The following is a 21,111-nucleotide window of genomic DNA, read 5'->3' on the forward strand; positions in this document are numbered from 1 at the left end:
TGGTGCGCTCTAATGGACTCGAACCATCGACCCCCACCATGTCAAGGTGGTGCTCTAACCAACTGAGCTAAGAGCGCAACATGCTGTCAGGGCGACAGCGGGGACGAATATTAACGGCAGCGCAGAAGCCTGGCAAGGGGAAAATAGTTTTTTCGCCATGACTGAGCAGCAACTGTGCTAACCGTCGTTTTTTTCGTCATCGCGGGCCATAATTAACCCGCTTTTACGGTTATCGCGCCGCGCGCGCCAGAATGATTTCCGCAGGTGACCGCTGTAAGCGTCTGATGCGCCAGATCATCATGACTGCCGCCGAGGTCAGACCGATAATAAAGCCGCACCAGAAGCCTGCTGGCCCCATCCGGGGCACCAGCCAGTCAGTCAGCGCCAGCAGATACCCGGCGGGCAGTCCCAGCAGCCAGTAAGCGATGAAGGTAATAAAGAAAATGGACCTTGTGTCTTTATACCCACGCAGGATCCCGCTGCCAATCACCTGTATCGAGTCCGAGAACTGATAAATCGCTGCCAGCAGCATCAACTGCGCCGCCAGTGTGACCACTTCAGGGTTGTCGTTATAGAGCAGGGCAATCTGGTGACGAAACGTCACGGTAAAAATCGCGGTCAGCGCTGCCATGCTGATGCCCACGCCCTGGGCGGTCCAGGCGGCGACTTTTGCCTGCTCGGTAGAACCCTGACCCAGACGATAGCCGACGCGGATGGTGGTTGCGACGCCCAGCGACAGCGGTAATACAAACATCAGTGAACTGAAGTTCAGCGCGATCTGGTGACCGGCCACATTCACGATCCCCAGTGGTGAAACCAGCAGGGCCACAACGGCAAATAGCGTGACCTCAAAGAACAGCGCCAGTGCCACCGGCAATCCCAGCGTCATAAGACGGCTCAGAATCGGACGCGAAGGCGGCGACCAGCGGCTCTCCATACGGATATCGCGCATGCTGCCCATCCGGCGCACCCAGAAGCGCATGCAGATAAACATCACCCAGTAGACCGATGCCGTTGCCACGCCGCAGCCGACACCGCCCAACGCGGGCATGCCGAAGTGGCCGTAGATAAAGACATAGTTCAGCGGGATGTTAAACATCAGGCCCAGAAAGCCCAGCACCATGCCGGGTTTGGTTTTCGACAGCCCCTCGCACTGATTACGCAGCACCTGAAAGAAGAGATAGCCTGGCGCGCCGAACAGCAGGGCATGCAGATAGCCCTCGGCTTTAAGCGCCAGCGCGGGATCGATGTCATGCATCGCCCGGATAAGATAACCGGCGTGCCACAGCAGCACCATAATCAGCAGTGAGACAAAAAAGGCGAGCCAGTAGCCCTGGCGGATCTGTTCGCCGATGCGTTCGCGGCGGCCTGAACCGTTGAGTTGCGCAACGGTGGGCGTCAATGCAAGCAGAAGACCATGACCAAACAGGATGGCCGGAAGCCAGACAGAGGTGCCGACAGCAACGGCGGCCATATCCGTGGCGCTGACTGCGCCGGCCATAATGGTATCCACAAATCCCATTGCGGTTTGGGCCACCTGAGCAAGGATGACCGGAATCGCAAGGGCCAGCAATTGACGCGCTTCTGTTAAATACTTCTGCACGTTAACACCTGACTTATTAAATGAATTAAAAGGGCAGAAAAGCCCTTGGGAATAGCGCGAACCAGTGTAACCGGGGTAACAGAATTCGCCAATCTTTGTCACACAATGCGTTTTGCCACAGATTACAGAGGCGGCGCGGGCTGAATTCTAACAGCCTACCGGAGCTGTGATAAACTAGCGTAAACTTCGCAGAGGCAAAGACTATGTTTACCGGTATTGTGCAGGGCACCGCAGAAATCGTGTCCATTGAAGAAAAAGAACTGTTTCGTACCCACACTGTCCGACTGCCGGAAGAACTCTTACCGGGCCTGGCGCTGGGCGCATCTGTTGCCCATAACGGTTGCTGTTTAACCGTAACGGCTATTGAAGGCGATTGCGTCAGTTTTGATTTAATTAAAGAGACGCTGCGGGTCACTAACCTTGGCGATTTACGTCAGGGCGATGTGGTTAATATTGAGCGTGCAGCGAAATTCAGCGATGAAATAGGCGGTCATCTGATGTCAGGTCATATTATGACCACCGCTGAAATCTGCAAGATTATCCAGTCAGAACACAATCGCGAAGTCTGGTTTAAAATCCAGGATCCAATGCAGATGAAATATATCCTGCATAAAGGTTTTGTCGGTATCGACGGCATCAGCCTGACGGTAGGCGATGTGACAAAGACTAAATTCTGTGTCTATCTGATCCCGGAAACGCTGGAGCGCACCACTCTGGGCACGAAGACGTTTGGCGACCGGGTCAATATTGAGATCGATCCGCACACGCAGGCAATTGTAGAGACCGTTGAGCGGGTGTTAGCACAGCGCGATGCCGCGGCAGCAATGAGCATGCTGACCGGCCATTCAGCCTCCGAGAATGAATAAAAGGCGTGTAAGCGCTGCAGGCAGCCAAATCGGTTTTAATCTGTCAGCATTATAAAAGTTCAGGGCGCAGGGAATCAGGTCAGAAGAGGAAAGCGTCTCGCGCTATGGACAAAAACGCCAGGCGTTTTTGAACAACGCAACGTGTTGGCCCGTTAACGGGCGCACCTCAGGGATGAGGTGCGTAATCGCGCGGGCCGAACATGTCAGGGATGACGGGTTTTGCGACTTTCCGATCTGACCCCGTTTCGTGCGCAACGCTCCCTGTTAAAGCAAAACAGACCTTTCTTTTCAGGTCTTCGGCCGGGAAAGCGCCTTCGTAATTACCAGCTTTTATACTCCCTATCGCGCCACCCGTAATCCACCCTCAACACCGCGGCTGAACACAATCTGCCACAGCTGAATATCGCGCGCCCGGAAGGCACCGGCACAGGCATTGAGATAATAGGAGAACATTCGCTTAAAGCGTTCGCCATAGTTGTCTGCCAGCGCCGGCCAGGCCTGCAAAAAGCGCTCATGCCAGGCCATCAACGTTTTGTCGTAATCGGCCCCGAAGTTATGCCAGTCTTCCAGAATAAAATGCGGCTCGCTGGCATCCGCCACGTGACGCACTGAAGGCAGGCAGCCGTTAGGGAAGATATATTTGTCAATCCAGGGATCGACGCTCATATCGGTTTTAATCGCGCCAATGGTGTGAAGAAGGAAAATACCGTCAGGTTTTAAATTACGATCAACCACATCAAAATAGGTGGCGTAATTCTTTGGCCCGACATGCTCGAACATGCCTACTGAAACGATGCGATCAAACTGCTCATTCAGACCGCGATAATCCTGCAACAGAATCGTGACATCTAATCCGCTACAGCGCTGCTGCGCCAGTTTCTGTTGTTCGGCGGAAATCGTCACGCCATGCACTTTAACGCCATAATGACGTGCGGCAAATTCCGCGAGTCCGCCCCAGCCACAGCCGATATCCAGCAGCGACATTCCCGGTTCCAGCGCTAATTTACGGCAAATCATATCCAGCTTGGCTTCCTGCGCCGTCGCCAGGGTCGTGGCCTCTTTCCAGTAGCCACAGGAATATTGCATATAGGGGTCAAGCATCAGTGAAAAGAGATCGTTACCCAGGTCGTAATGCTCTTTACCGACAATCCAGGCCCGCTTTTTCGACTGCAGATTGGTTAAGCGGGCAGCGGCGATGCGCAGCGTATCTTTAAAGTGATGCGGGAGTTGCTGATCGAGTTTATGTTTAAGCACCTGATGGAAGAAAATATCCAGCCGGTCGCACTCCCACCACCCATCCATGTAGCTCTCACCGAGCCCAAGCGATCCTTCCTGCAGAACACGCTTAAAAAAGCCGGGATGATTAATATGAATATCCCAGGGACGTGAACCATTAATTTCAATATCCGCTTTTTCCAGCATTTCGTGGACGATGCGATACCAATGGTTTTCTTCAGGGCTCACTGCTTCTGCATAAGATGAACTCATAGCTTTTCCACCACCTGTCCAATCTGAACCTGAACAAAGAGTAGTCAATTTTGTCAGGCATTGAGAAACGGTACGGATGATTCCGCACACCGGTTGACTGTGTGATACAGAGGACTGGAATAGCCTGCAGCAGGTCGGTCAGGCTAAGAATAACGCGCGCGAATACCGTCCCGGCAACAGGGTGCCAATCAGATTATTACGTTAGTATATTATTGATTTATTACAGGTTTGTTGACCCGAATGAGTATATTCTCACGCGGGTCAATATTCAATGACTTATTGTTAGGATGCTAACGAAAAAGTCAATGTGTCACTGGTTATCCTGGCAGGCAGGTTGCGGAGAGGCAACAACAGATTGTGCGCTTGCGGTACGCTGCATGGCGTAACCGAGTAGCGCCAGCAGAATCGTTACCGTCATTATCAGCGTAGTGGTAAACAGCGCCTGGGTTAATCCGGCAGAGACTGCCAGGCTTGCAGCGAAGCAGAGTCCGAGTTGTAAGGTGTTCTGCAATGCGGCCGCTTTACCGGTGGCGTGCGGGAAGGGCGTCAGCGCACTGGAAACCACAATCGGATAAATTGCGCCGTTAGCCAGCGCCATCCCACAGAACGGCACCATCAGGCTCACCAGCGTACTGTTGCCTGCAAGTGCAACAGCAAACAGCGCCAGAATGCTCAGGCTGTAGACGCCTAACAGCCAGGGGAGCAGCTGTGCGCCGTTAAAGCGGTTGAGCAGGGCGCGACAGCCAAATCCACCGATTAAAAAGGCGAGGGTCTGGGGTACATAACTCAGGCCGATATCGGCGGGCGAGAGACCCAGATCCGCCAGAATGAACGGCGATCCGGTCAGCCAGGCAAAGAAGCTGGCAGAACAGGCAGAGTAGATCAGCACGTTGCCGCTGTAGACCCGGGATTTCAGCAGGGTGAGAAAGCCGGGCTGTGCTCCTTTTTCGCGTGCTTCCGGGCGTACTGTGGGCAGACGCAGGGTGGTCAGAATCAACGCCACCGCAATCAGTGTCAGCACCAGAAAAATCGAACGCCAGTGGAAGTGACCGATCAGCCAGGCACCCAGCAACGGGGCCAGCGCCGGGGAGAGCGCAACCAGCGGCATAATCGTTGCAAAGACTTTGTTGGCGCGCGCGGCGGGGTAGCGATCCACCACCAATGCCTGCCAGCTCACGGCGGCAGCACAGACGCCAATGGCCTGCACAAAGCGCAGCGCCAGCATCAGAGTAATATCATTCACCCACAGCATGCCCGCACAGCCGACGCCAAACAGGGTCAGTCCGGCCAGCAGCACCGGCTTACGGCCGATGCGGTCGGAGAGCGGTCCCCAGAAAAGCTGACCCACGGCAAAGCCTCCCAGAAAGAGGCTCATACTGGCGCTAATCAGGCCGGGCGAGGTATTAAAGGTGTGCTGCATCGCACCAAAGGCGGGCAGATACATGTCAGTGGCTAAAAATCCGAGCATGCTCAGCAGGGCAAGATAGGGCATAAATCCTTTATTCGACAGCATCTCATTCTCATTTTTGCAGGATAAACGCGGCAGAGTGTAAAAGGTGCGTTTGCCGCTGTGAAACGGTAATATTTGCCGGTTGCTGTTAAAATTTTTGAAGGCAGATTATGTGGTCAGAATATGCATTAGAGGTCGTTGACGCGGTTGCCCGAGGGGGCAGCTTCAGCGCAGCCGCGCAGGAGCTGCATCGGGTACCTTCTGCCATCAGCTATACAGTGCGTCAGCTGGAAAACTGGCTGGCGGTGCCGCTGTTCGAACGCCAGCATCGTGAAGTGGTGCTGACGCCAGCAGGCGAACATTTTGTCCGGGAAGGGCGCAGCGTCATCAAAAAAATGCTTGCTACACGGCGGCAGTGTCAGCAGCTGGCCAATGGCTGGCGCGGGCAGCTCAGCATTGCCGTTGACCGTATCGCCAAACCTCAGCGCACCCGGCAGCTGGTCAAAGATTTCTATCGCCACTTCCCCGATATGGAGCTGATCATCAGCTATGAAGTTTTTAATGGTGTCTGGGATGCGCTGGCCGATGGCCGGGTAGAAGTTGCGATTGGGGCCACACAGGCAATTCCGGTGGGCGGACGGTTTGCGTTTCGCGATATGGGTACGCTCAACTGGCGCTGCGTGGTCGCGCCCGATCATCCGCTGACGCAGGCGAGCCAGATAGATGACGACACGCTGCGTAGCTGGCCGTCCCTGGTGCTGGAAGATACATCACGCGCACTGCCGCGTCGTATGACATGGACGCTGGATAACCAGCGCAGGCTGGTGGTGCCGGAGTGGCAAACCGGACTGGAATGCGTGCAGGCGGGCTTGTGCGTGGCGATGGTGCCGGGGCATCTGGCCAGGCCACTGCTCGACAGTGGCGAGCTGGTGGAGCTAACGCTTCCGGTAGCATTTCCGGACAGCCCCTGCTGCGTTAGCTGGGCCGAGGATCGCGCATCACCGGCGACAGGCTGGTTGCTCAGCTATCTGGGTGATGCGCAAACGCTTAATCAGGAGTGGTTAAGCGAGGATTAGCGGCGATAGTCGCGGAACGGACCATCGGCCACTGAACGGCGCTCAATCAGCGTCGGATGGACTTCAATCGTTTGTGACACTTCGCGCTTACTGGTGATGCGGTCGAGTAGCATATCCAGCGCCTTCTCACCCAACTGGGCTTTAGGCTGATGCACCGTGGTCAGGGCAGGGGCGAAATAGCGTGCGTTGCGCACATTGTCATAACCGATTACCGAAATATCCTGCGGCACGCGCAGACCCGTCTCGTCGGCGGCGCAAATGGCCCCCATCGCCATGATGTCGCCGCCGCAGAAGACGGCGGTCGGGCGCTGCTTTTGCGACAGGATCTGCTGCATCGCCTGATAACCCGACTCTGGCTCAAAGTCACCCTGCACAATCCACTCCGCGCGCGGCTGAATTCCCGCTTCTTCCAGTGCCTTCAGGAAACCGGCATGGCGTCCGCCGCCGGTATTGCGCTCCATCTGACCCGGAATGGCACCGATATCGCGGTGTCCGCGTTCAATCAGATAGCGTCCCGCCAGATAGCCGCCCTGGAAGGCATTATCGAGAACCGTATCGGTAAAGTCGGCGCGCGATTCGCCCCAGTCCATCACCACCATCGGGATATTGCGGTTCTCTTCCAGCATCTGCAGCAGATCGTCCGGATACTCAGAGCACATCACCAGCAGGCCATCGACACGCTTCTGCGCCATCATGCTGAGGTAGGCGCGCTGTTTTTGCAGGTCGTTATGCGCATTACCCAGAATCAGCGTATAGCCTTTATCAAAACAGTGATTTTCAACCGCCTCAATAATTTCAGCGAAATAGGGCGCTTCGCTGGAGGTGGCAAGCAGACCCAGCGTCTTGGTGTGGTTTACTTTCAGACTGCGTGCTACAGCGCTCGGCGAGTAGTGCAATTCTTTAATTGCCTGCCAGACCGCCTCGCGCGTCTCTTCAGCGACAAAGCGGGTTTTATTGATGACGTGCGAAACGGTGGTCGTTGAGACGCCAGCGCGTTTCGCCACATCTTTAATTGTTGCCATGAAAATCGGACTCCAGTGCTTACCTAACTCTATGATAAGCGTAATGTTAAACGTTTGCGTCTGCTCAGGGTTTTTTCCGCAAAAATGCGGCTTTTCTGGCCGGTAAACAGGCTTCTGGCGGAGAAAAAACGCCTCAAAAGATGCGCAAACGGAATCAGGGTTGCACGCGTTGCGCAACAAAGGCGAGATTCTAACAAGGCTGAACGGATAAAACGAGATTTTTACCGGACCCTGTGGGAAAATGCCATATCCCTACAAAGTGTGTGACTAAGGAGCAAACAATGAGTACCGATCTTAAACTGGCGTTAATGACCACTGTCGGCTGTCTGCTGATGATTGTGGCTTTCAGTTTTACCGCCATTCTGCACTAATAAAAAAAGCCGGGATAATCCCGGCTTTTTTCGGACTGTAGTGCTGCTCAGCGAATGGTTTTCGGCGTCATCACCCGACGGGCACCAATATAGTGGCGCTGCCAGTAATCTTCGCCTAATGCACTGATCTGAATATCTTTGCCGGTACGTGGCGACTGAATAAACTTGCCATCGCCCAGGTAAACGCCGACGTGGTCCGCCGTACCGCGACCGTTAATGCGGAAGAAGACCAGATCGCCTTTCTCCAGCGATTCACGCTTAATCGGTGCTGCGTCACGCAGGTGATACATCTCGTTAGCGGTACGCGGGATCTTAAACTTCACCAGATCTTTATAGGCATACCAGACCAGACCGCTGCAATCGAAACCAGTATGTGGTGAGGTGCCGCCCCACTGATACGGTTTACCCAGCTGTCCCATCAGCTTCGTCATCGCGGTTTCTCGCGCTTTCTGGTAGCGCTGACGGTGTGATTTGCTCATTTTAATCGTGCCAGGTTCGCTGGTGGTGACCTCAGCGGTTTTCAGCAGGCGCTGATGACCATAGCGTTTTTTTTCTTTATTTTTTTCTTTGCTTTTGCTGATACGGGCGGTTTTAAGCGAGGTCTTCTTAGCAGGCGTCTGTTTAGCAGTGAGTTCGACTTTTTTCTGTTTTTTCGTTTTGAGTTTTTGAACAGGGCTGAGGCGAGTTTTTTTGGTCACCGTTTTTACCTGGCGACGCTTGCGGCGCTCATCATCGCGCGCACTCTTTTTTTCTGCTTTATGCGTACTGACGTTCACCGGCGTGTGCGGGGAAGCAGCAGCGACGTTGAAAAACAGTTGCGCAAAGGCCAGCATGAAAAGCGTAATGATTAAACGCATAGTCCGTTGATTAGTTAAGTTGTCAGGGCCACTACGCACCGCGACAAAGTTGAGATTAATCTGATCCAGGATCAGTGCCCAGGCCATTCTAGTCCAGTTCTTTTAAAAACTGTAATGCCTTTTAATATTAATCTTTGCAACCCATGCAATCGCGCTGAAAATGAACATTTTCAGCATCTTATCTCGACGAAATTATTACGAATTATTAAACTGTTACCAGCTGTTAATAATCAGGCATTCAGGCGTCCCGAGGCGGAACTTAACAATGATGGCGATTTAATCGGACAGCGGTAAAATCTCGTTTTCAGTCACGCTGCGAAGTCGCTACAATAAACAAACACGAAGTAACGAATTAAGGAAGGCAATTATGAGTACTGTAGAAAAAATTCAGCGCCAGATCGCAGAAAACCCGATCCTGCTGTACATGAAAGGTTCCCCGAAACTGCCAAGCTGCGGTTTCTCTGCACAGGCGGTGCAGGCGCTGTCAGCCTGCGGTGAGCGTTTTGCTTACGTGGATATTCTGCAGAACCCGGACATTCGTGCCGAGATGCCGAAATTCGCTAACTGGCCGACCTTTCCGCAGCTGTGGGTCGATGGTGAGCTGGTTGGTGGATGCGATATCATCGTTGAGATGTTACAACGTGGTGAGCTGCAGACACTGATCAAAGAGACTGCAGAAAAGTTTAAAGAAGCAGAATAAAAAAAGGCCGACATCATGTCGGCCTTTTTCATTGTGGCATCCCTTATGCGGAGGCGCAGGCGTCTGCGTCGCCCTCGGCGAAGGGCAGTGGCCAGCCGCCTAACCGTTTCCAGCGGTTTACCAGCTCGCAGAACAGTGTCGCTGTCTGCTGAGTGTCATAGAGCGCAGAATGCGCCTGCGTACTGTCAAACTCCATTCCCGCCGCAATACAGGCTTTCGCCAGCACCGTCTGACCCAGCACCAGTCCGCTCAGGGCCGCAGTATCAAAGGTGGCAAACGGGTGAAACGGGTTGCGCTTCAGGCTGGCACGTTCTGCTGCCGCCGACATGAAATTCAGATCAAACGTGGCATTGTGCGCCACCATAATGGCGCGATTGCAGCCGCTGTCTTTAATGCCCTTGCGGACCATTTTGAAAATGGCATGCAGTGCTTCATATTCACTGACTGCGCCGCGCAGCGGATTACTCGGATCGATACCGGTAAAGGCCAGCGCTTCCGGATGCAAAAGCGAGCCGACAAAGGGTTCGACGTTGAAATGCAGCGTCTGATCAATCTGAATCCATCCCTCTTCATCCATTTTCAGCGTGATAGCGGCAATCTCCAGTAACGCATCGGTTTGCGCATTGAAACCCGCGGTTTCAACGTCGATCACCACCGGATAGAAGCCACGGAAACGTTGATTGAGTGCATTAGGGGAATTCGATTCAGACATCAGGATCTCGTTGCAGAAAAAGGGCAGCGCGTATTATGGCAAAAAACAGGGCCGGGTGCAGCAGATGAAGCGCAGAGAAGGGGATTCAGCCCACCTGATCAGGCAGGCTGAGAGGCAGGTTTAGTTGCCCAGGCCGTTACCGGCATCTTTGTTTTCGATCAGTTCGATTTTGTAGCCATCGGGATCTTCAACAAAGGCAATAATGGTGGAGCCGCCTTTGACCGGGCCCGCTTCACGGGTCACATTGCCGCCATCTTTGCGGATACGTTCGCAGGCTGCTGCTGCGTCATCGACGCCCAGCGCGATATGACCATAAGCATTACCGAGGTCATATTTATCAACGCCCCAGTTGTAGGTCAGCTCGATCACCGCACCTTCGCTTTCGTCGGTGTAGCCCACGAATGCCAGGGTATATTTATATTCGGTGTTTTCACTCTGACGCAGCACGCGCATGCCCAGCACACGGGTGTAGAAATCGATTGAACGTTGCAGATCGCCAACGCGCAGCATGGTATGAAGTAAACGCATAACATCCTCTTTTAAATAAAACGCCATCGCCGGATGACCCAGGCGCTAAGTATAGCGACGAAAATCGCCATTGAATAATGGCTGCCGTCATCGTCCCGGACGGCAGCCCAAACGGATTACAGCGTCGGGTAGTCGATATAACCTTCCGCGCCGCCGCCGTAAAAGCTTTCCGGACGCTGTGGGTTGAGTGGGGCATCCTGCTGGAGACGCTCAACCAGGTCCGGGTTAGCAATGTAATCACGACCAAACGCAACCGCATCGATCAGACCGCGACCAATCAGATCATCTGCTTTCTCAACGGTGTAGGCACCGGCACCAATGATGGCACCCGGGAAGAGATCACGCACTTTCTGACGGAATGCGTCGGTGTAAGGCTGACCACCGGCCCAGTCTGGCTCTGAGAGATGCAGATAGGCGATGTTGCGTTTTGCCAGCTCGCCGATGTACCACAGCGCCGCTTCTTCTTCGTCCGGACCGTTGTCCAGATTCTGGAAGCTGCCGATAGGCGAGACGCGGATACCAATACGATCGGCTGACCAGTTAGCGATCACCGCATCGACCACTTCCAGCGCAAAGCGACCGCGTTTTTCGATGCTGCCGCCATATTCGTCAGTACGCTGGTTTGAACCCGGCGCCAGGAACTGATGCATCAGGTAGCCATGCGCGGAGTGCAGCTCAAGCAGGTCGAAGTCTGCTTCACGTGCGTTCGCCGCAGCCTGACCAAAATCGGCTACGATCTGCTGGATCTCTGGCACGGTCAGTTCGCGCGGTACAGACGTGTCTTCGCGATAGACGCTGCCATCTTCAGCACGCAGTGACGTACGCGTACCCGCAGCAATGGCTGATGGCGCGACCGGTGCTTTGCCTTCCGGCTGCACGCTGTTATGCGAGATACGGCCGGTGTGCCATAACTGTACTGCGGTGTGACCGCCCGCCTGATGGACACCTTCGTTAATCACTTTCCATGCGGCAATCTGTGGCTGAGTATGCAGGCCTGGCGCACCGGCATAGCCTTTTGCCTGGAAAGAAATCTGGGTTGCTTCGGTGATGATCAGACCGGCGCTGGCGCGCTGACGGTAATACTCCGCCATCATCGGGGTAGGGATGTCGCCTGGCTCAATGCTGCGCAGACGGGTCAGCGGTGCCATAAATACGCGGTTTGGGACGGTAATTGCGCCAACTTTCAGCGGACGAAACAGCTGGGTACTCGCCATAATAGCTCCTGATTAGTAGACCAGTCGTCTACAAACACGTTTTTTAAAAATCAGTGGCTTTTAAGCCACTGTTCGATGGTACTCAGTGCCAGACGCAGTGGCTGCGCCTCGCGGGAAATTTTGCTCTGCAGGCTGGCGCCCAGCCACAGCAGCGACAGCAACTCAGCCATCTGCGCGGGGGGCTGCGGCAGGCTCAGCGACTCCTGCTGCTCTGCGGCAATCAGCGTCCGGGCATAAAGCGCGGTAATCTTTGCTGCACCCTGCTGCAGTGCATCACGCATCGGCTCAGAGAGATCGCACACCTCAGCAGAAACTTTCACGCCCAGACAACCAACGATGTGACCCTGCTGCACAAACAGCTCAACGGCAGCACGAAAATGGTTAAGCAGACGTTCACGCGGCGTGCCGTCTGTCTGGTTGAGCTGTAACTCCACATCCTGCAGGTGACGCACAAAGTAGCGTTCCAGTAACGCCACACCAAACGCTTCTTTAGATCGGAAGTAATAGTAGAAGGACCCTTTCGGCACCGCCGCCTGAGTCAGCAGTTCACTAAGGCCCATTCCGGTAAAGCCGCGTTGCAGACAGAGCTGTTCACCTGTCTGGAGCAGGTGTTCGCGGGTTTCATTGCGTTGTAGCGTCTTATTCATGGCAGAGAGAGTAGTAGACCGGTTGGTCTAATGCAACGCGGCACCGGGCATTTGGCACAGAGTGTTCATGCACCCGCTCAAGAAAAGGATAATTCTGACGGGGCATGGCTTAATTCCTGCGCAACCAGGCTACGCTTTTTACTGGACTGTTTATTCTGTGAATCCGGAGTCATGGTGGCCGAGCAGCTTGAGTTTTTCCCGGTTCCCAGCCCCTGTCGCGGCATCTGCCAGACGGATGCGCGCGGCTACTGCCTGGGATGTTTACGCAGCCGCGATGAGCGGTTCAACTGGCTGCGCTTCAGCGATGCGCAAAAGCGGGAGGTCATTCGTCTCTGTCAGCAGCGTCGTCTGCGCCTGCAGCGGCAGCAGAAAGGTGAGGAGCCACCTGAGCCACAACAGCCGGAGTTATTCTGACGACTTTCCGCTTTCCGTTATACTCTCTGACACATTAATTACAGCCAACGCGCAACAGGGAGAACGCCATGTTAGAACCGCAGGCCATCGCTTTACAGGGCCCCGATTTTTCACCGCTGGTTATGGGGTACTGGCGTCTGATGGAGTGGGGCATGTCGCCGCAGGAGCGGGTTGCGTTTATTGAGCACCATCTGAGGCTCGGCATTACTACCGTTGATCATGCGGACATTTACGGCGACTACCAATGTGAGGCGGCTTTTGGTGAGGCGCTGAAGCTGGCTTCCGGACTGCGCGATCAGCTTCAGATTGTGACCAAGTGCGGCATCGCTACCCGCGCCCGGCCTGAACATCAGATTGGGCACTACATTACCGACAAAAATCATATCCTGCAGAGTGCTGAAAACTCACTGCGTCATTTCCATACCGATCGTCTCGACCTGCTGCTGATCCATCGCCCCGATCCGCTGATGTCGGCCGATGAAGTGGCCGAAGCCTTTATGGCACTTCATCAAAGCGGCAAAGTGCTGCATTTTGGCGTCTCGAATTTCACGCCATCCCAGTTTTCACTGCTGCAATCCCGTTTGCCGTTCTCGCTGGTCACGAATCAGCTGGAGATTTCACCCGTCCAGCAAAGCGTGCTGCTGGATGGCTCGCTGGATCAGTGCCAGCAACTGCGCATTCGTCCGATGGCCTGGTCCTGTCTCGGCGGCGGACGCCTGTTTAACGATCCTCACTTCCAGCCACTGCGTAATGAACTGGAGGTGGTGCGGCAGGAAACCGGTGCGACCAGTCTGGAACAGGTGGTTTATGCCTGGATACTGATGCTGCCGTCGCAACCGCTGCCCATCATTGGTTCAGGCAAAGCGGCGCGGGTCAGCGAAGCCGCCGGGTCACTGAATTTGTCCCTGTCCCGGCAGCAGTGGTTCCGTATTCGCAAAGCGGCGCTGGGATTTGATGTGCCCTGAAGCGTAAAACTGCGTCAATCTTCGGCAAAATAGTGCAACAGCGGCCAGACTTATCTCAAACCCTGGGATACAAATGGAGTCACCATGAAAATGAAAGCAGTTGCGCTTTTTGCCCTAATCGCCTGCGGCTCAGCACAGGCTGCCAGCGAGCAGGTTACAATCCATCAGGTTACCGCTGAAGGAACAGGAAAATCGCTGGGCACCGTTAAGATTGACGAGACCCAGTATGGTCTGCAGTTTACGCCGGAACTGCAGGGACTGAAGCCGGGCATTCACGGTTTTCATGTCCATGCTAAAGGCAGCTGTGAGCCAGGCGAATCTGAAGGCAAAGTGGTCGCTGCCGGTGCGGCAGGCGGTCACCTTGATCCGGCTAACAGCGGCAAACATCTGGGGCCCTATGCTGAAGGGCATCTGGGCGACCTGCCCGCGATTTATGTCGATGAGAAAGGCAACGCCTCCTATCCGGTGCTGGCACCACGGCTGAAGTCGTTGAAAGAGATCAAGGGTAAAGCGCTGATGGTGCATGCTGGCGGGGATAATCATGCCGATCATCCTGCCCCGCTGGGCGGCGGCGGAGCGCGTTATGCCTGCGGCGTTATCTGAATTTCCGGGCGGCAGGCGATAGCCGCCCTTTTTTATCCCGCCTGTTTATGAATTGTTATACCATCCCTGACATTTCCCCCCTATGATATTGATTCAGGTAAGAAAGCGTGATGGGGAAAGGAGCAGGAAAATGAAATTCAAGGGCGCATTACTGCTGTGTCTGCTGCTGGTGGGATGCGATAAACCCAATGATACGCAACTGGTCACTGAAACCGGACGGGAGCTTCAGCGCACCATCGATACCAGTCCGATGCGGGTCACCTGTGAAAAGATTGCTAAAGGTCGTGAATGGCTCAGCCGCCACATGGTGCGCAAGCTGGAAGCGCAGGGATGCGATCAGGTCTTTCGCAGCGCAACTGAAACCAATTTTACTGACACCACGATCTATCGCCGCACCATGACTATGGTGTGCGGTGGCATTCATGGTCAGAGTTTCACCGGCACTGAACTGACACGCCGTTTTATCTTTTCACCTGATGAGAAAGCGCTGGTGATTGAACCGATGACCGAGATGGATAAAACCCGTTTTGAGGGCCATAAAACGCTGCAACAGCTGCAGGATGATTTTAACCGGCAACAGCAGCAGTATTGCCAGTAATCACTCCGGCACAGCCTGCTTCAGCTGTGCCAGTGAACAGCGTAACCGCCAGATAATCCCCGCCAGTTCGCTGGCCTCGTTGTTTTTCAGGGCCAGTAACGCGGTAATCGTCGCTTCCAGTTCCGTCAGCATCTGATCCAGCGAAATGTGCCGTACGCCGCGGCTGCTGATAATCTGCTGCAAATTCTGCAGGCTGTTATCGCGAAACGCCATCAGCGTTGCCGAACCGGCGCGCCATTCACGCAGCTGCCAGACGATATGCGAGCAGTTAAGCAGCACCACTCCCCAGCGCAGTAACCAGACACGCGCCTGCTCATCCCGGCTGTGACTGAGCTGGCTGATGCGATGGTAAATCTGCGATTCAAAGCGGCTCTCGCTGAGCCGTGGCCGTTGCCGCAGTTGATCGAGAAATGCCAGCCGCAGCGCCCGGATATGCCGCCGGCTGCGTCGCGCATCGGAGCTGGGCCGCAAAATCTGAAACGCCAGCCAGGCGAGCAGCACTCCGCAGACTTTGGCGATGTTATCGTTAAAAAAGTCCTGATAATCCCAGGTGGGCGGATTAGTCACCGCGATAAACGAGCCCATAAAGACGATGAACTGTCCCCACATCCCGGCGCGCTGTTTCTGCTGCAGTTTGAAGAGTTGCAGCGTCACCAGCAGCGGAAACAGAAACAGTAAAAACGGCCATAGCTGACCGATCTGCACCATCAGGCCAAACTTCATCACAAAACTAAATGCAAACAGCCACAGCAGCGTTTTCAGCAGCAGCGTGACGCTGCCGCCGGGTGAAGGGGCAGAGGCATAGAGCACGCAGGCAATGGCGGTCAGAGTGAGCGCCGAGGCCCCGGAAGACCATTGCGTATTAATCCAGAAGGCGCAGCCCAGTACAATCGCACAGAAGGTGCGCAGGGCGCTCCAGCCCGCTTCGGCACTGTCACTGTCACGCGCCAGCGCCGGAACCGGCGGCGGCTGAAAGCGGGTATCGGCATCGGCGCGATCCAGCAGGCGGATCCAGCGCAGCACGTTGAGGTACATCCAGCAGAAGTAGCGCAGCCGCTGACAAAAGGCGCGCTGCCGGTAGTCCCCCTCTGCCGCAGGCGTCACGCTACGCAGGATTTGCGCCAGACGATATTTATCACACGCCGGTTTCGCCAGCTCCGCCAGCAGTTGCTGCAGCGCCTCAAACAGCGCCTCTGGCGCGTCGGGCCAGTTCAGCAACATGCGGCGCAGGCTGGAGAGCACGCTGGTGAGTCGCAACTGCTGGTGCAGCACATAGTTCAGGACGTTGTTCTGTCGGCGAAAGCGGTAGTGGCTCCAGAACGCCTGAATCCGCAGCAGGTTCATGGTCAGGATCTGGCTGATGACGTTTTCATGTGCGGTGCGAATGGTGTCGCTGGTCGAGGGCTGCAGCAGTAACACCGCATGTTCCAGCAATCGCGCATGCATCTGTTTCAGGGAGGTAATCAGCGTTTCGCCATCGGAGGTGCTCGGCAGCACCATCATCATCAATCCAGCGCAAAGAATACCGGAGATCACCTCACAAACGCGTGCCTGGGCGATCGTCCATAGTGAGGTGATATCAGTGATATTGACGCTGCTGAAGGCGATAATAGCGGCGGTGTAGCCCGCCAGCGAAAAGGCGTAGGCAACGTTGTTCTGGTAGTGGTTTGCAATGCCAGTGCACAACGCCAGCCAGCCGGCAATCGCAAAGGTAAACAGCCAGGGTTCATTCAGGGTATGTCCGGCAATCAGCAGCGCGGCGCTCGCCCCAAGCAGACTGCCAACGATGCGGCCAAGACTTTTACTGATTGCGCCGCCAACGGTAGGAAAGCTGATCACCGCAGCAGAGGTCATTGCCCAGTAAGGTTCATCAAGATCCAGGCCATAGGCGATGCTCAGCGCCAGACACATCGCGATAGCATTCCGCAACGCATAGCGCCACTGACCGGCGTTCGCCTTAATCCAGGGCAGTTGATCCCAGGCCAGCCACTGAACATTCATGGCTGGATGGTGATGGTGCAGCTGGTGCCTGCCACCAGATTGGCATCAACCGGTAGCGTATCGAGACGAATGCGCACCGGCACCCGCTGCGCCAGCCGTACCCAGGGCACATTGGGTTTGATATCGGGCACCAGGCCGCTGTCAGTCTCAATGCTCTGGTCATAGATAGCGCGGCCAATGCTGTCCACCTGGCCCTGCAGCTGCATGCCATTACTGTAAAGCACCACCTGCGCCGCCGCGCCTGTGTGAATATGGCGCAGCTTGGTCTCTTCGAAATAGCCTAAGACGTAGTAAGAGTGGCTGTCGACCAGCGCAAACAGGGGCGATCCCGCTGTCGCATAGTTGCCGGGACGAAGTGTCAGATTCGTGATCCAGCCATCAGTCGGTGCAGTAAGCGTCGTTTGCTGCAGATTCCAGCGCGCCCGCTCCAGCTCCGCCTGCGCGGCTTTGGCACTGGCGGCGGCGGCTTCCGCGCTTAAGCGTGCCGCATCAAGATCCTCGGCGGAGATGATGTTGCGCGGCAGGCTGCTGCGCCGGTGATATTCGTGCTGCGCTTTCGCCAGGTCCGCCTGCGCTTTGCTGAGCTGAGCGGCAGCGTTGTCGAGCGCAATCTGCCATGGCACCGGGTCCAGCGTTAACAGCAGCTGGCCCTGATGCACGAACTGATTGTCTTTGACTTTTAGTTGCGTAATCCGGCCCGACACCTGGGGCGTGATATCCACCAGCTCCGCCCGTACTTTCCCGTCACGCGTCCAGGGCGACTGCATGTAGTAGTTCCACAGCCAGCCAGCAGCCAGCAGCGCCAGCGCAAACACAATCAGCGTTGAGAAATATTTTGCCGCGTTAAATTTCATATCGATTATCCGTGACCGATGAGCCAGAGTGCGGCGGTAACGCACAGCACAAACAGAGAGAGATCAAACAGGGTGGGATGCCAGACATCGCCGGAGTAGATCCAGCCGCGCACCAGCGGGTGAATCAGCAGCCAGAAAAAGAAGCCGAGCAGTACCGCTTTAAATATCGGCGGGAAAAAAAGCGAGGCGCCCACGACCAGATCGGTTAGCGGTTTCGCACCTGAAAAAGCAGGAGTGAGCACGTGATAACATCCTTCGTTAACCCAAACGGCAGACTGAACGCGCTGCCGCGTAATCGTAGCCTGGTCCGGGATTTGTAATTTGTCCTGTAAACTCGCAGAATAGTGTAAAATCTGGCTTGATAGCTAGCAAGCTAATTATAAGGAGATGAAATGGATACGCCCCTCGGAACGGATTTATCTCGCCTGGTGCGCATCTGGCGCGCGTTGATTGATCAGCGGCTCAAGCCGCTTGAGCTGACTCAGACTCACTGGGTGACGTTGCATAATATTCATCAACTGCCGCCCGAACAGTCGCAGATTCAGTTAGCCAAGGCGATTGGTATTGAACAGCCTTCTCTGGTGCGGACGCTGGATCAGCTGGAAGAGAAAGGACTGATTACCCGGTCGACCTGCGCCAACGATCGTCGTGCCAAGCGCATTAAGCTCACGCAGCAGGCTGAGCCGATTATCGAACAGGTTGAGAGTGTGATTGATGAGACGCGGGATGACATTCTGTCCGGCATCAGTCGGGAAGAGATCAGTCAGATGGTGACGCTGATCGCCCGGCTTGAGAAAAACATTCTCGAACTTCAGCACAAAGAGAAATAAAAAAACCGACGCCTGCGCGTCGGTTTTTTGTTTTGCAGCCTTAGCGAGGTGAAACCGTCACCTGGCTGCCGTTGGACGCCATCGCTACACGCTGGCCAACGGAGTAACGTGAGGCAGCCTGCTTCTGAACCACCATGATGGTGTTGCCATCATCCTTGCGGATTTCCAGCTCAACGCCATCAGCTTTATTGACTGCGCCCTGTACGCCCTGGCCTGCTACGCCGCCCAGCACCGCACCACCGGCTGTCGCCAGGCTACGTCCGGTACCGCCACCAATGGTGTTACCCAGGAAGCCACCCAGTACCGCACCACCGATTGCACCGATAACGTTGCTCTCATCACCGCCCTGGATTTTCACCGGACGCACAGAGACCAGAGTACCGTACGACACGCTCTGCACCTGCTTCGCTTCACTGGCACTGTAGGTATCACCCGACAGCGTACTGGTATTGCTACAACCTGCCAGCATCGCACCGGCCAGAGCGACCACAATTACACGCTTAATCATTTGAAACTCCTTTAGTCGAGAAGGCGCCACGTTTATCGCTGTATCCTGCACACAGTATAAGACACAAAACTGGCAAATTAATCCCTGTCCGAATAAAACACGGTTGGACGAAGCATAGACTATGTAAGATCAACAATAATTCAATCGTCGTTTAAAAATAGTCCCGTAACGTAACTGGTTAGCACGATCGGATAAAAAGAATTTAATCATAGAATTAGCGATCATTATTTGTCAGGCTAGCCGCAGATGAATCGCACTTCCCGCCGGAAGTAAGGAATGGTTATGAAATCAGGACGCTATATCGGGGTAATGTCAGGCACCAGCCTGGATGGCGTGGATGTGGTGCTGGCCGCCATTGATGGGAATATGGTGGCGCAGCAGGCGAGTTACTGCCATCCGATGCCATCTGCACTGCGTCAGGCCATTCTGGGGATTTGCCAGGGACAATCCCTGACGCTGTCACAGCTCGGTCAGCTTGATACCCGCCTCGGCCAGCTGTTTGCAGAAGCCGTGGTGACATTAATGAAGCGCGAGTCGCTGGATGCCAGCGATATCACGGCGATTGGCTGTCATGGTCAGACCGTCTGGCATGAGCCCCAGAGTGACGCGCCGAATACGCTGCAGATTGGTGACAATAACCAGATTGTCGCGGCAACCGGCGTCACCGTGGTGGGCGATTTCCGCCGTCGTGATATGGCGCTGGGCGGGCAGGGCGCGCCGCTGGTGCCCGCTTTTCATCAGGCGCTGCTGATGGATGCCACGGAACGCCGCATGGTGCTGAATATTGGTGGCATCGCCAATCTCTCGCTGCTGATCCCGGGACAGGCGGTACGCGGCTTCGATACCGGTCCCGGCAATATGCTGCTGGACGCCTGGATCTGGCGGAATCAGGGACAGCCGTATGACAAAGATGCGCAGTGGGCGCGCAGCGGCTCGGTGATCCCGGCACTGCTGGAGGCGCTGTTACGTGAACCCTGGTTTGCGTTGCCGCCGCCGAAGAGTACCGGGCGCGAACACTTCAACCTGGGCTGGCTGGAGCAGCATCTGCGCTATTTCCCGGGTCTGGCACCGCAGGATGTGCAGGCCACGCTGGTGGAGCTGACCGCCATCACCATCACACAGCAGGTGTTACTCAATGATGGCTGCGATCGTCTGCTGGTGTGCGGCGGCGGCAGTCGCAATCCACTGCTGATGGCGCGGCTGGCGGCGCACCTTCCCGGAACGGAAGTGGCGACCACCGATGCGGCGGGTATCAGTGGTGATGACATGGAAGCGCTGGCGTTTGCCTGGCTGGCATTTCGCACGCTCTCCGGCCTGCCGGGCAATCTGCCTGCGGTGACAGGCGCACGGGAGAAAAGCGTAATTGGCGCAATCTATCCGGCTAACGCTCTCTATCGACGCTAAGCAGGAGTACGGGGGCAAGTGTTCTGCCCCCTGATGTTACAGGCGGCCGTCAGGCGGCGCCGGAGAGATGCGTCAGATTACGAACCCCGGTGATCACCGTGGCAACCATGGTTTCACGTCGGGTAATCACCTCAACCTGATAAAACCGGCTGCGGTAGGCGATGGAATAGATGATGGGATGGTACTTATTACCTTCTCCGTAGCGGGCGTAGTGCGCTTCGAGCGCACGGGTCGCTGCCAGGATATGGGAGGGTTCTTTATCACCGCGGATGATTTGCTTCATTCAGTTCCTCAAATGCTGTCCCTGGAGTCACGTCGCACGTAATGGCGCGTAGCGCTGGCCTAACACTGAACATCTGACTGCTAAACATTTAATCACTGATGGGGGTTATGACTGACT

24 protein-coding genes and 1 tRNA gene are annotated in these 21,111 nt (G+C 55.3%); 10 read left to right on the plus strand and 15 right to left on the minus strand.

The genetic code is table 11. The annotated features are described in order from the left end of the window. Together N1689_RS04600 and N1689_RS04605 are read right to left on the minus strand one after the other, a co-directional pair. Window positions 1-77, minus strand: a tRNA-Val gene (locus N1689_RS04600). A 152-nt stretch (window positions 78-229) separates the two neighbouring features. Then, window positions 230-1,603 (minus strand): MATE family efflux transporter, encoded by a 1,374-nt coding sequence (locus tag N1689_RS04605; protein WP_222924105.1) that lies wholly within the window; start codon window positions 1,601-1,603, stop codon window positions 230-232. A 203-nt stretch (window positions 1,604-1,806) separates the two neighbouring features. Between N1689_RS04605 and N1689_RS04610 the strand changes: the two genes are divergently transcribed. Further along, the gene (locus N1689_RS04610) at window positions 1,807-2,469 is read left to right on the plus strand and encodes a riboflavin synthase subunit alpha (protein WP_161736474.1); all 663 of its coding nucleotides are present in this window, start codon (window positions 1,807-1,809) and stop codon (window positions 2,467-2,469) included. 339 nt (window positions 2,470-2,808) lie between these two features. On the opposite strand, the gene cfa is transcribed toward N1689_RS04610, so the two are convergent. Further along, window positions 2,809-3,957 (minus strand): cyclopropane fatty acyl phospholipid synthase, encoded by a 1,149-nt coding sequence (gene cfa, locus N1689_RS04615; RefSeq protein ID WP_260058112.1) that lies wholly within the window; start codon window positions 3,955-3,957, stop codon window positions 2,809-2,811. 310 nt (window positions 3,958-4,267) lie between these two features. After that, window positions 4,268-5,470: a purine nucleoside transporter PunC gene (gene punC / locus N1689_RS04620; protein ID WP_161736476.1), complete on the minus strand. Its 1,203-nt coding sequence runs from the start codon at window positions 5,468-5,470 to the stop codon at window positions 4,268-4,270. Window positions 5,471-5,577: 107 nt separating this feature from the next. Between punC and punR the strand changes: the two genes are divergently transcribed. Next, on the plus strand, window positions 5,578-6,483 hold the full coding sequence (punR, locus tag N1689_RS04625; protein ID WP_161736477.1) for a DNA-binding transcriptional activator PunR: 906 nt from the start codon (window positions 5,578-5,580) through the stop codon (window positions 6,481-6,483). On the opposite strand, the gene purR is transcribed toward punR, so the two are convergent. Then, window positions 6,480-7,505 (minus strand): HTH-type transcriptional repressor PurR, encoded by a 1,026-nt coding sequence (purR, locus tag N1689_RS04630; RefSeq protein WP_260058113.1) that lies wholly within the window; start codon window positions 7,503-7,505, stop codon window positions 6,480-6,482. The two genes, punR and purR, sit on opposite strands and share 4 nt — an antisense overlap. A gap of 281 nt (window positions 7,506-7,786) precedes the next feature. Between purR and N1689_RS04635 the strand changes: the two genes are divergently transcribed. After that, window positions 7,787-7,876: a YnhF family membrane protein gene (locus N1689_RS04635; protein ID WP_095707274.1), complete on the plus strand. Its 90-nt coding sequence runs from the start codon at window positions 7,787-7,789 to the stop codon at window positions 7,874-7,876. Window positions 7,877-7,923: 47 nt separating this feature from the next. Here the strand turns inward: N1689_RS04635 and N1689_RS04640 are convergent, their stop codons facing one another. Then, entirely contained in the window at window positions 7,924-8,733 is an 810-nt protein-coding gene (locus tag N1689_RS04640) for a C40 family peptidase (protein WP_161736478.1), read from the minus strand. 364 nt (window positions 8,734-9,097) lie between these two features. On the opposite strand from N1689_RS04640, the gene N1689_RS04645 reads away from it, so the two are divergent. Continuing rightward, window positions 9,098-9,433 carry a Grx4 family monothiol glutaredoxin gene (locus N1689_RS04645; protein WP_170933470.1) on the plus strand — a complete coding sequence of 112 codons (336 nt, stop codon included), beginning with the start codon at window positions 9,098-9,100 and terminating at the stop codon, window positions 9,431-9,433. Window positions 9,434-9,476: 43 nt separating this feature from the next. Here N1689_RS04645 and rnt read toward each other — a convergent pair whose 3' ends face one another. The 4 genes from rnt to N1689_RS04665 form a co-directional block, all read right to left on the minus strand. Continuing rightward, window positions 9,477-10,145, minus strand: a complete 669-nt coding sequence (gene rnt, locus N1689_RS04650) for a ribonuclease T (RefSeq protein WP_161732548.1) — start codon at window positions 10,143-10,145, stop codon at window positions 9,477-9,479. A gap of 120 nt (window positions 10,146-10,265) precedes the next feature. Further along, window positions 10,266-10,673 carry a lactoylglutathione lyase gene (gene gloA, locus N1689_RS04655; RefSeq protein ID WP_008926200.1) on the minus strand — a complete coding sequence of 136 codons (408 nt, stop codon included), beginning with the start codon at window positions 10,671-10,673 and terminating at the stop codon, window positions 10,266-10,268. Between the two features lie 116 nt (window positions 10,674-10,789). Continuing rightward, a complete protein-coding gene (locus tag N1689_RS04660) occupies window positions 10,790-11,887 on the minus strand; it encodes an alkene reductase (RefSeq protein ID WP_161732546.1) in 1,098 nt (365 codons plus the stop codon). 50 nt (window positions 11,888-11,937) lie between these two features. Beyond that, window positions 11,938-12,534 (minus strand): TetR/AcrR family transcriptional regulator, encoded by a 597-nt coding sequence (locus tag N1689_RS04665; RefSeq protein ID WP_161732544.1) that lies wholly within the window; start codon window positions 12,532-12,534, stop codon window positions 11,938-11,940. A gap of 174 nt (window positions 12,535-12,708) precedes the next feature. On the opposite strand from N1689_RS04665, the gene N1689_RS04670 reads away from it, so the two are divergent. From N1689_RS04670 to N1689_RS04685, 4 genes are all read left to right on the plus strand, one after another. After that, the gene (locus tag N1689_RS04670; RefSeq protein WP_107320176.1) at window positions 12,709-12,948 is read left to right on the plus strand and encodes a DUF1289 domain-containing protein; all 240 of its coding nucleotides are present in this window, start codon (window positions 12,709-12,711) and stop codon (window positions 12,946-12,948) included. Window positions 12,949-13,016: 68 nt separating this feature from the next. Continuing rightward, window positions 13,017-13,913 carry an aldo/keto reductase family oxidoreductase gene (locus N1689_RS04675; protein ID WP_161732542.1) on the plus strand — a complete coding sequence of 299 codons (897 nt, stop codon included), beginning with the start codon at window positions 13,017-13,019 and terminating at the stop codon, window positions 13,911-13,913. 84 nt (window positions 13,914-13,997) lie between these two features. Further along, window positions 13,998-14,516 carry a superoxide dismutase family protein gene (gene sodC, locus N1689_RS04680; protein ID WP_161732540.1) on the plus strand — a complete coding sequence of 173 codons (519 nt, stop codon included), beginning with the start codon at window positions 13,998-14,000 and terminating at the stop codon, window positions 14,514-14,516. 130 nt (window positions 14,517-14,646) lie between these two features. Next, window positions 14,647-15,114 (plus strand): hypothetical protein, encoded by a 468-nt coding sequence (locus N1689_RS04685; RefSeq protein WP_161732538.1) that lies wholly within the window; start codon window positions 14,647-14,649, stop codon window positions 15,112-15,114. Here N1689_RS04685 and N1689_RS04690 read toward each other — a convergent pair whose 3' ends face one another. From N1689_RS04690 to N1689_RS04700, 3 genes are read right to left on the minus strand one after another with little or no spacing between them, the layout of a single operon-like run. Next, the gene (locus N1689_RS04690) at window positions 15,115-17,115 is read right to left on the minus strand and encodes an FUSC family protein (RefSeq protein ID WP_161732536.1); all 2,001 of its coding nucleotides are present in this window, start codon (window positions 17,113-17,115) and stop codon (window positions 15,115-15,117) included. Beyond that, the gene (locus tag N1689_RS04695) at window positions 17,112-17,969 is read right to left on the minus strand and encodes an HlyD family secretion protein (protein ID WP_161732534.1); all 858 of its coding nucleotides are present in this window, start codon (window positions 17,967-17,969) and stop codon (window positions 17,112-17,114) included. The genes N1689_RS04690 and N1689_RS04695 overlap by 4 nt, the downstream gene beginning before the upstream one ends. Before the next feature lie 5 nt (window positions 17,970-17,974). After that, window positions 17,975-18,211 carry a DUF1656 domain-containing protein gene (locus N1689_RS04700; RefSeq protein ID WP_013357721.1) on the minus strand — a complete coding sequence of 79 codons (237 nt, stop codon included), beginning with the start codon at window positions 18,209-18,211 and terminating at the stop codon, window positions 17,975-17,977. A gap of 150 nt (window positions 18,212-18,361) precedes the next feature. Here N1689_RS04700 and slyA point away from each other — a divergent pair, with 150 nt between their 5' ends. Continuing rightward, window positions 18,362-18,799, plus strand: a complete 438-nt coding sequence (gene slyA, locus N1689_RS04705) for a transcriptional regulator SlyA (protein WP_010245551.1) — start codon at window positions 18,362-18,364, stop codon at window positions 18,797-18,799. A gap of 40 nt (window positions 18,800-18,839) precedes the next feature. Here slyA and slyB read toward each other — a convergent pair whose 3' ends face one another. Further along, window positions 18,840-19,307 carry an outer membrane lipoprotein SlyB gene (gene slyB / locus N1689_RS04710; protein WP_161732532.1) on the minus strand — a complete coding sequence of 156 codons (468 nt, stop codon included), beginning with the start codon at window positions 19,305-19,307 and terminating at the stop codon, window positions 18,840-18,842. A gap of 282 nt (window positions 19,308-19,589) precedes the next feature. On the opposite strand from slyB, the gene anmK reads away from it, so the two are divergent. Beyond that, window positions 19,590-20,711: an anhydro-N-acetylmuramic acid kinase gene (gene anmK, locus N1689_RS04715; protein ID WP_161732563.1), complete on the plus strand. Its 1,122-nt coding sequence runs from the start codon at window positions 19,590-19,592 to the stop codon at window positions 20,709-20,711. A gap of 49 nt (window positions 20,712-20,760) precedes the next feature. Here anmK and N1689_RS04720 read toward each other — a convergent pair whose 3' ends face one another. Next, on the minus strand, window positions 20,761-20,994 hold the full coding sequence (locus N1689_RS04720; RefSeq protein ID WP_013357724.1) for a DUF4060 family protein: 234 nt from the start codon (window positions 20,992-20,994) through the stop codon (window positions 20,761-20,763). Window positions 20,995-21,111 lie beyond the last annotated feature (117 nt).

This window comes from Pantoea sp. XY16 (assembly GCF_025153065.1).
Lineage (GTDB): Bacteria > Pseudomonadota > Gammaproteobacteria > Enterobacterales > Enterobacteriaceae > Pantoea > Pantoea alfalfae.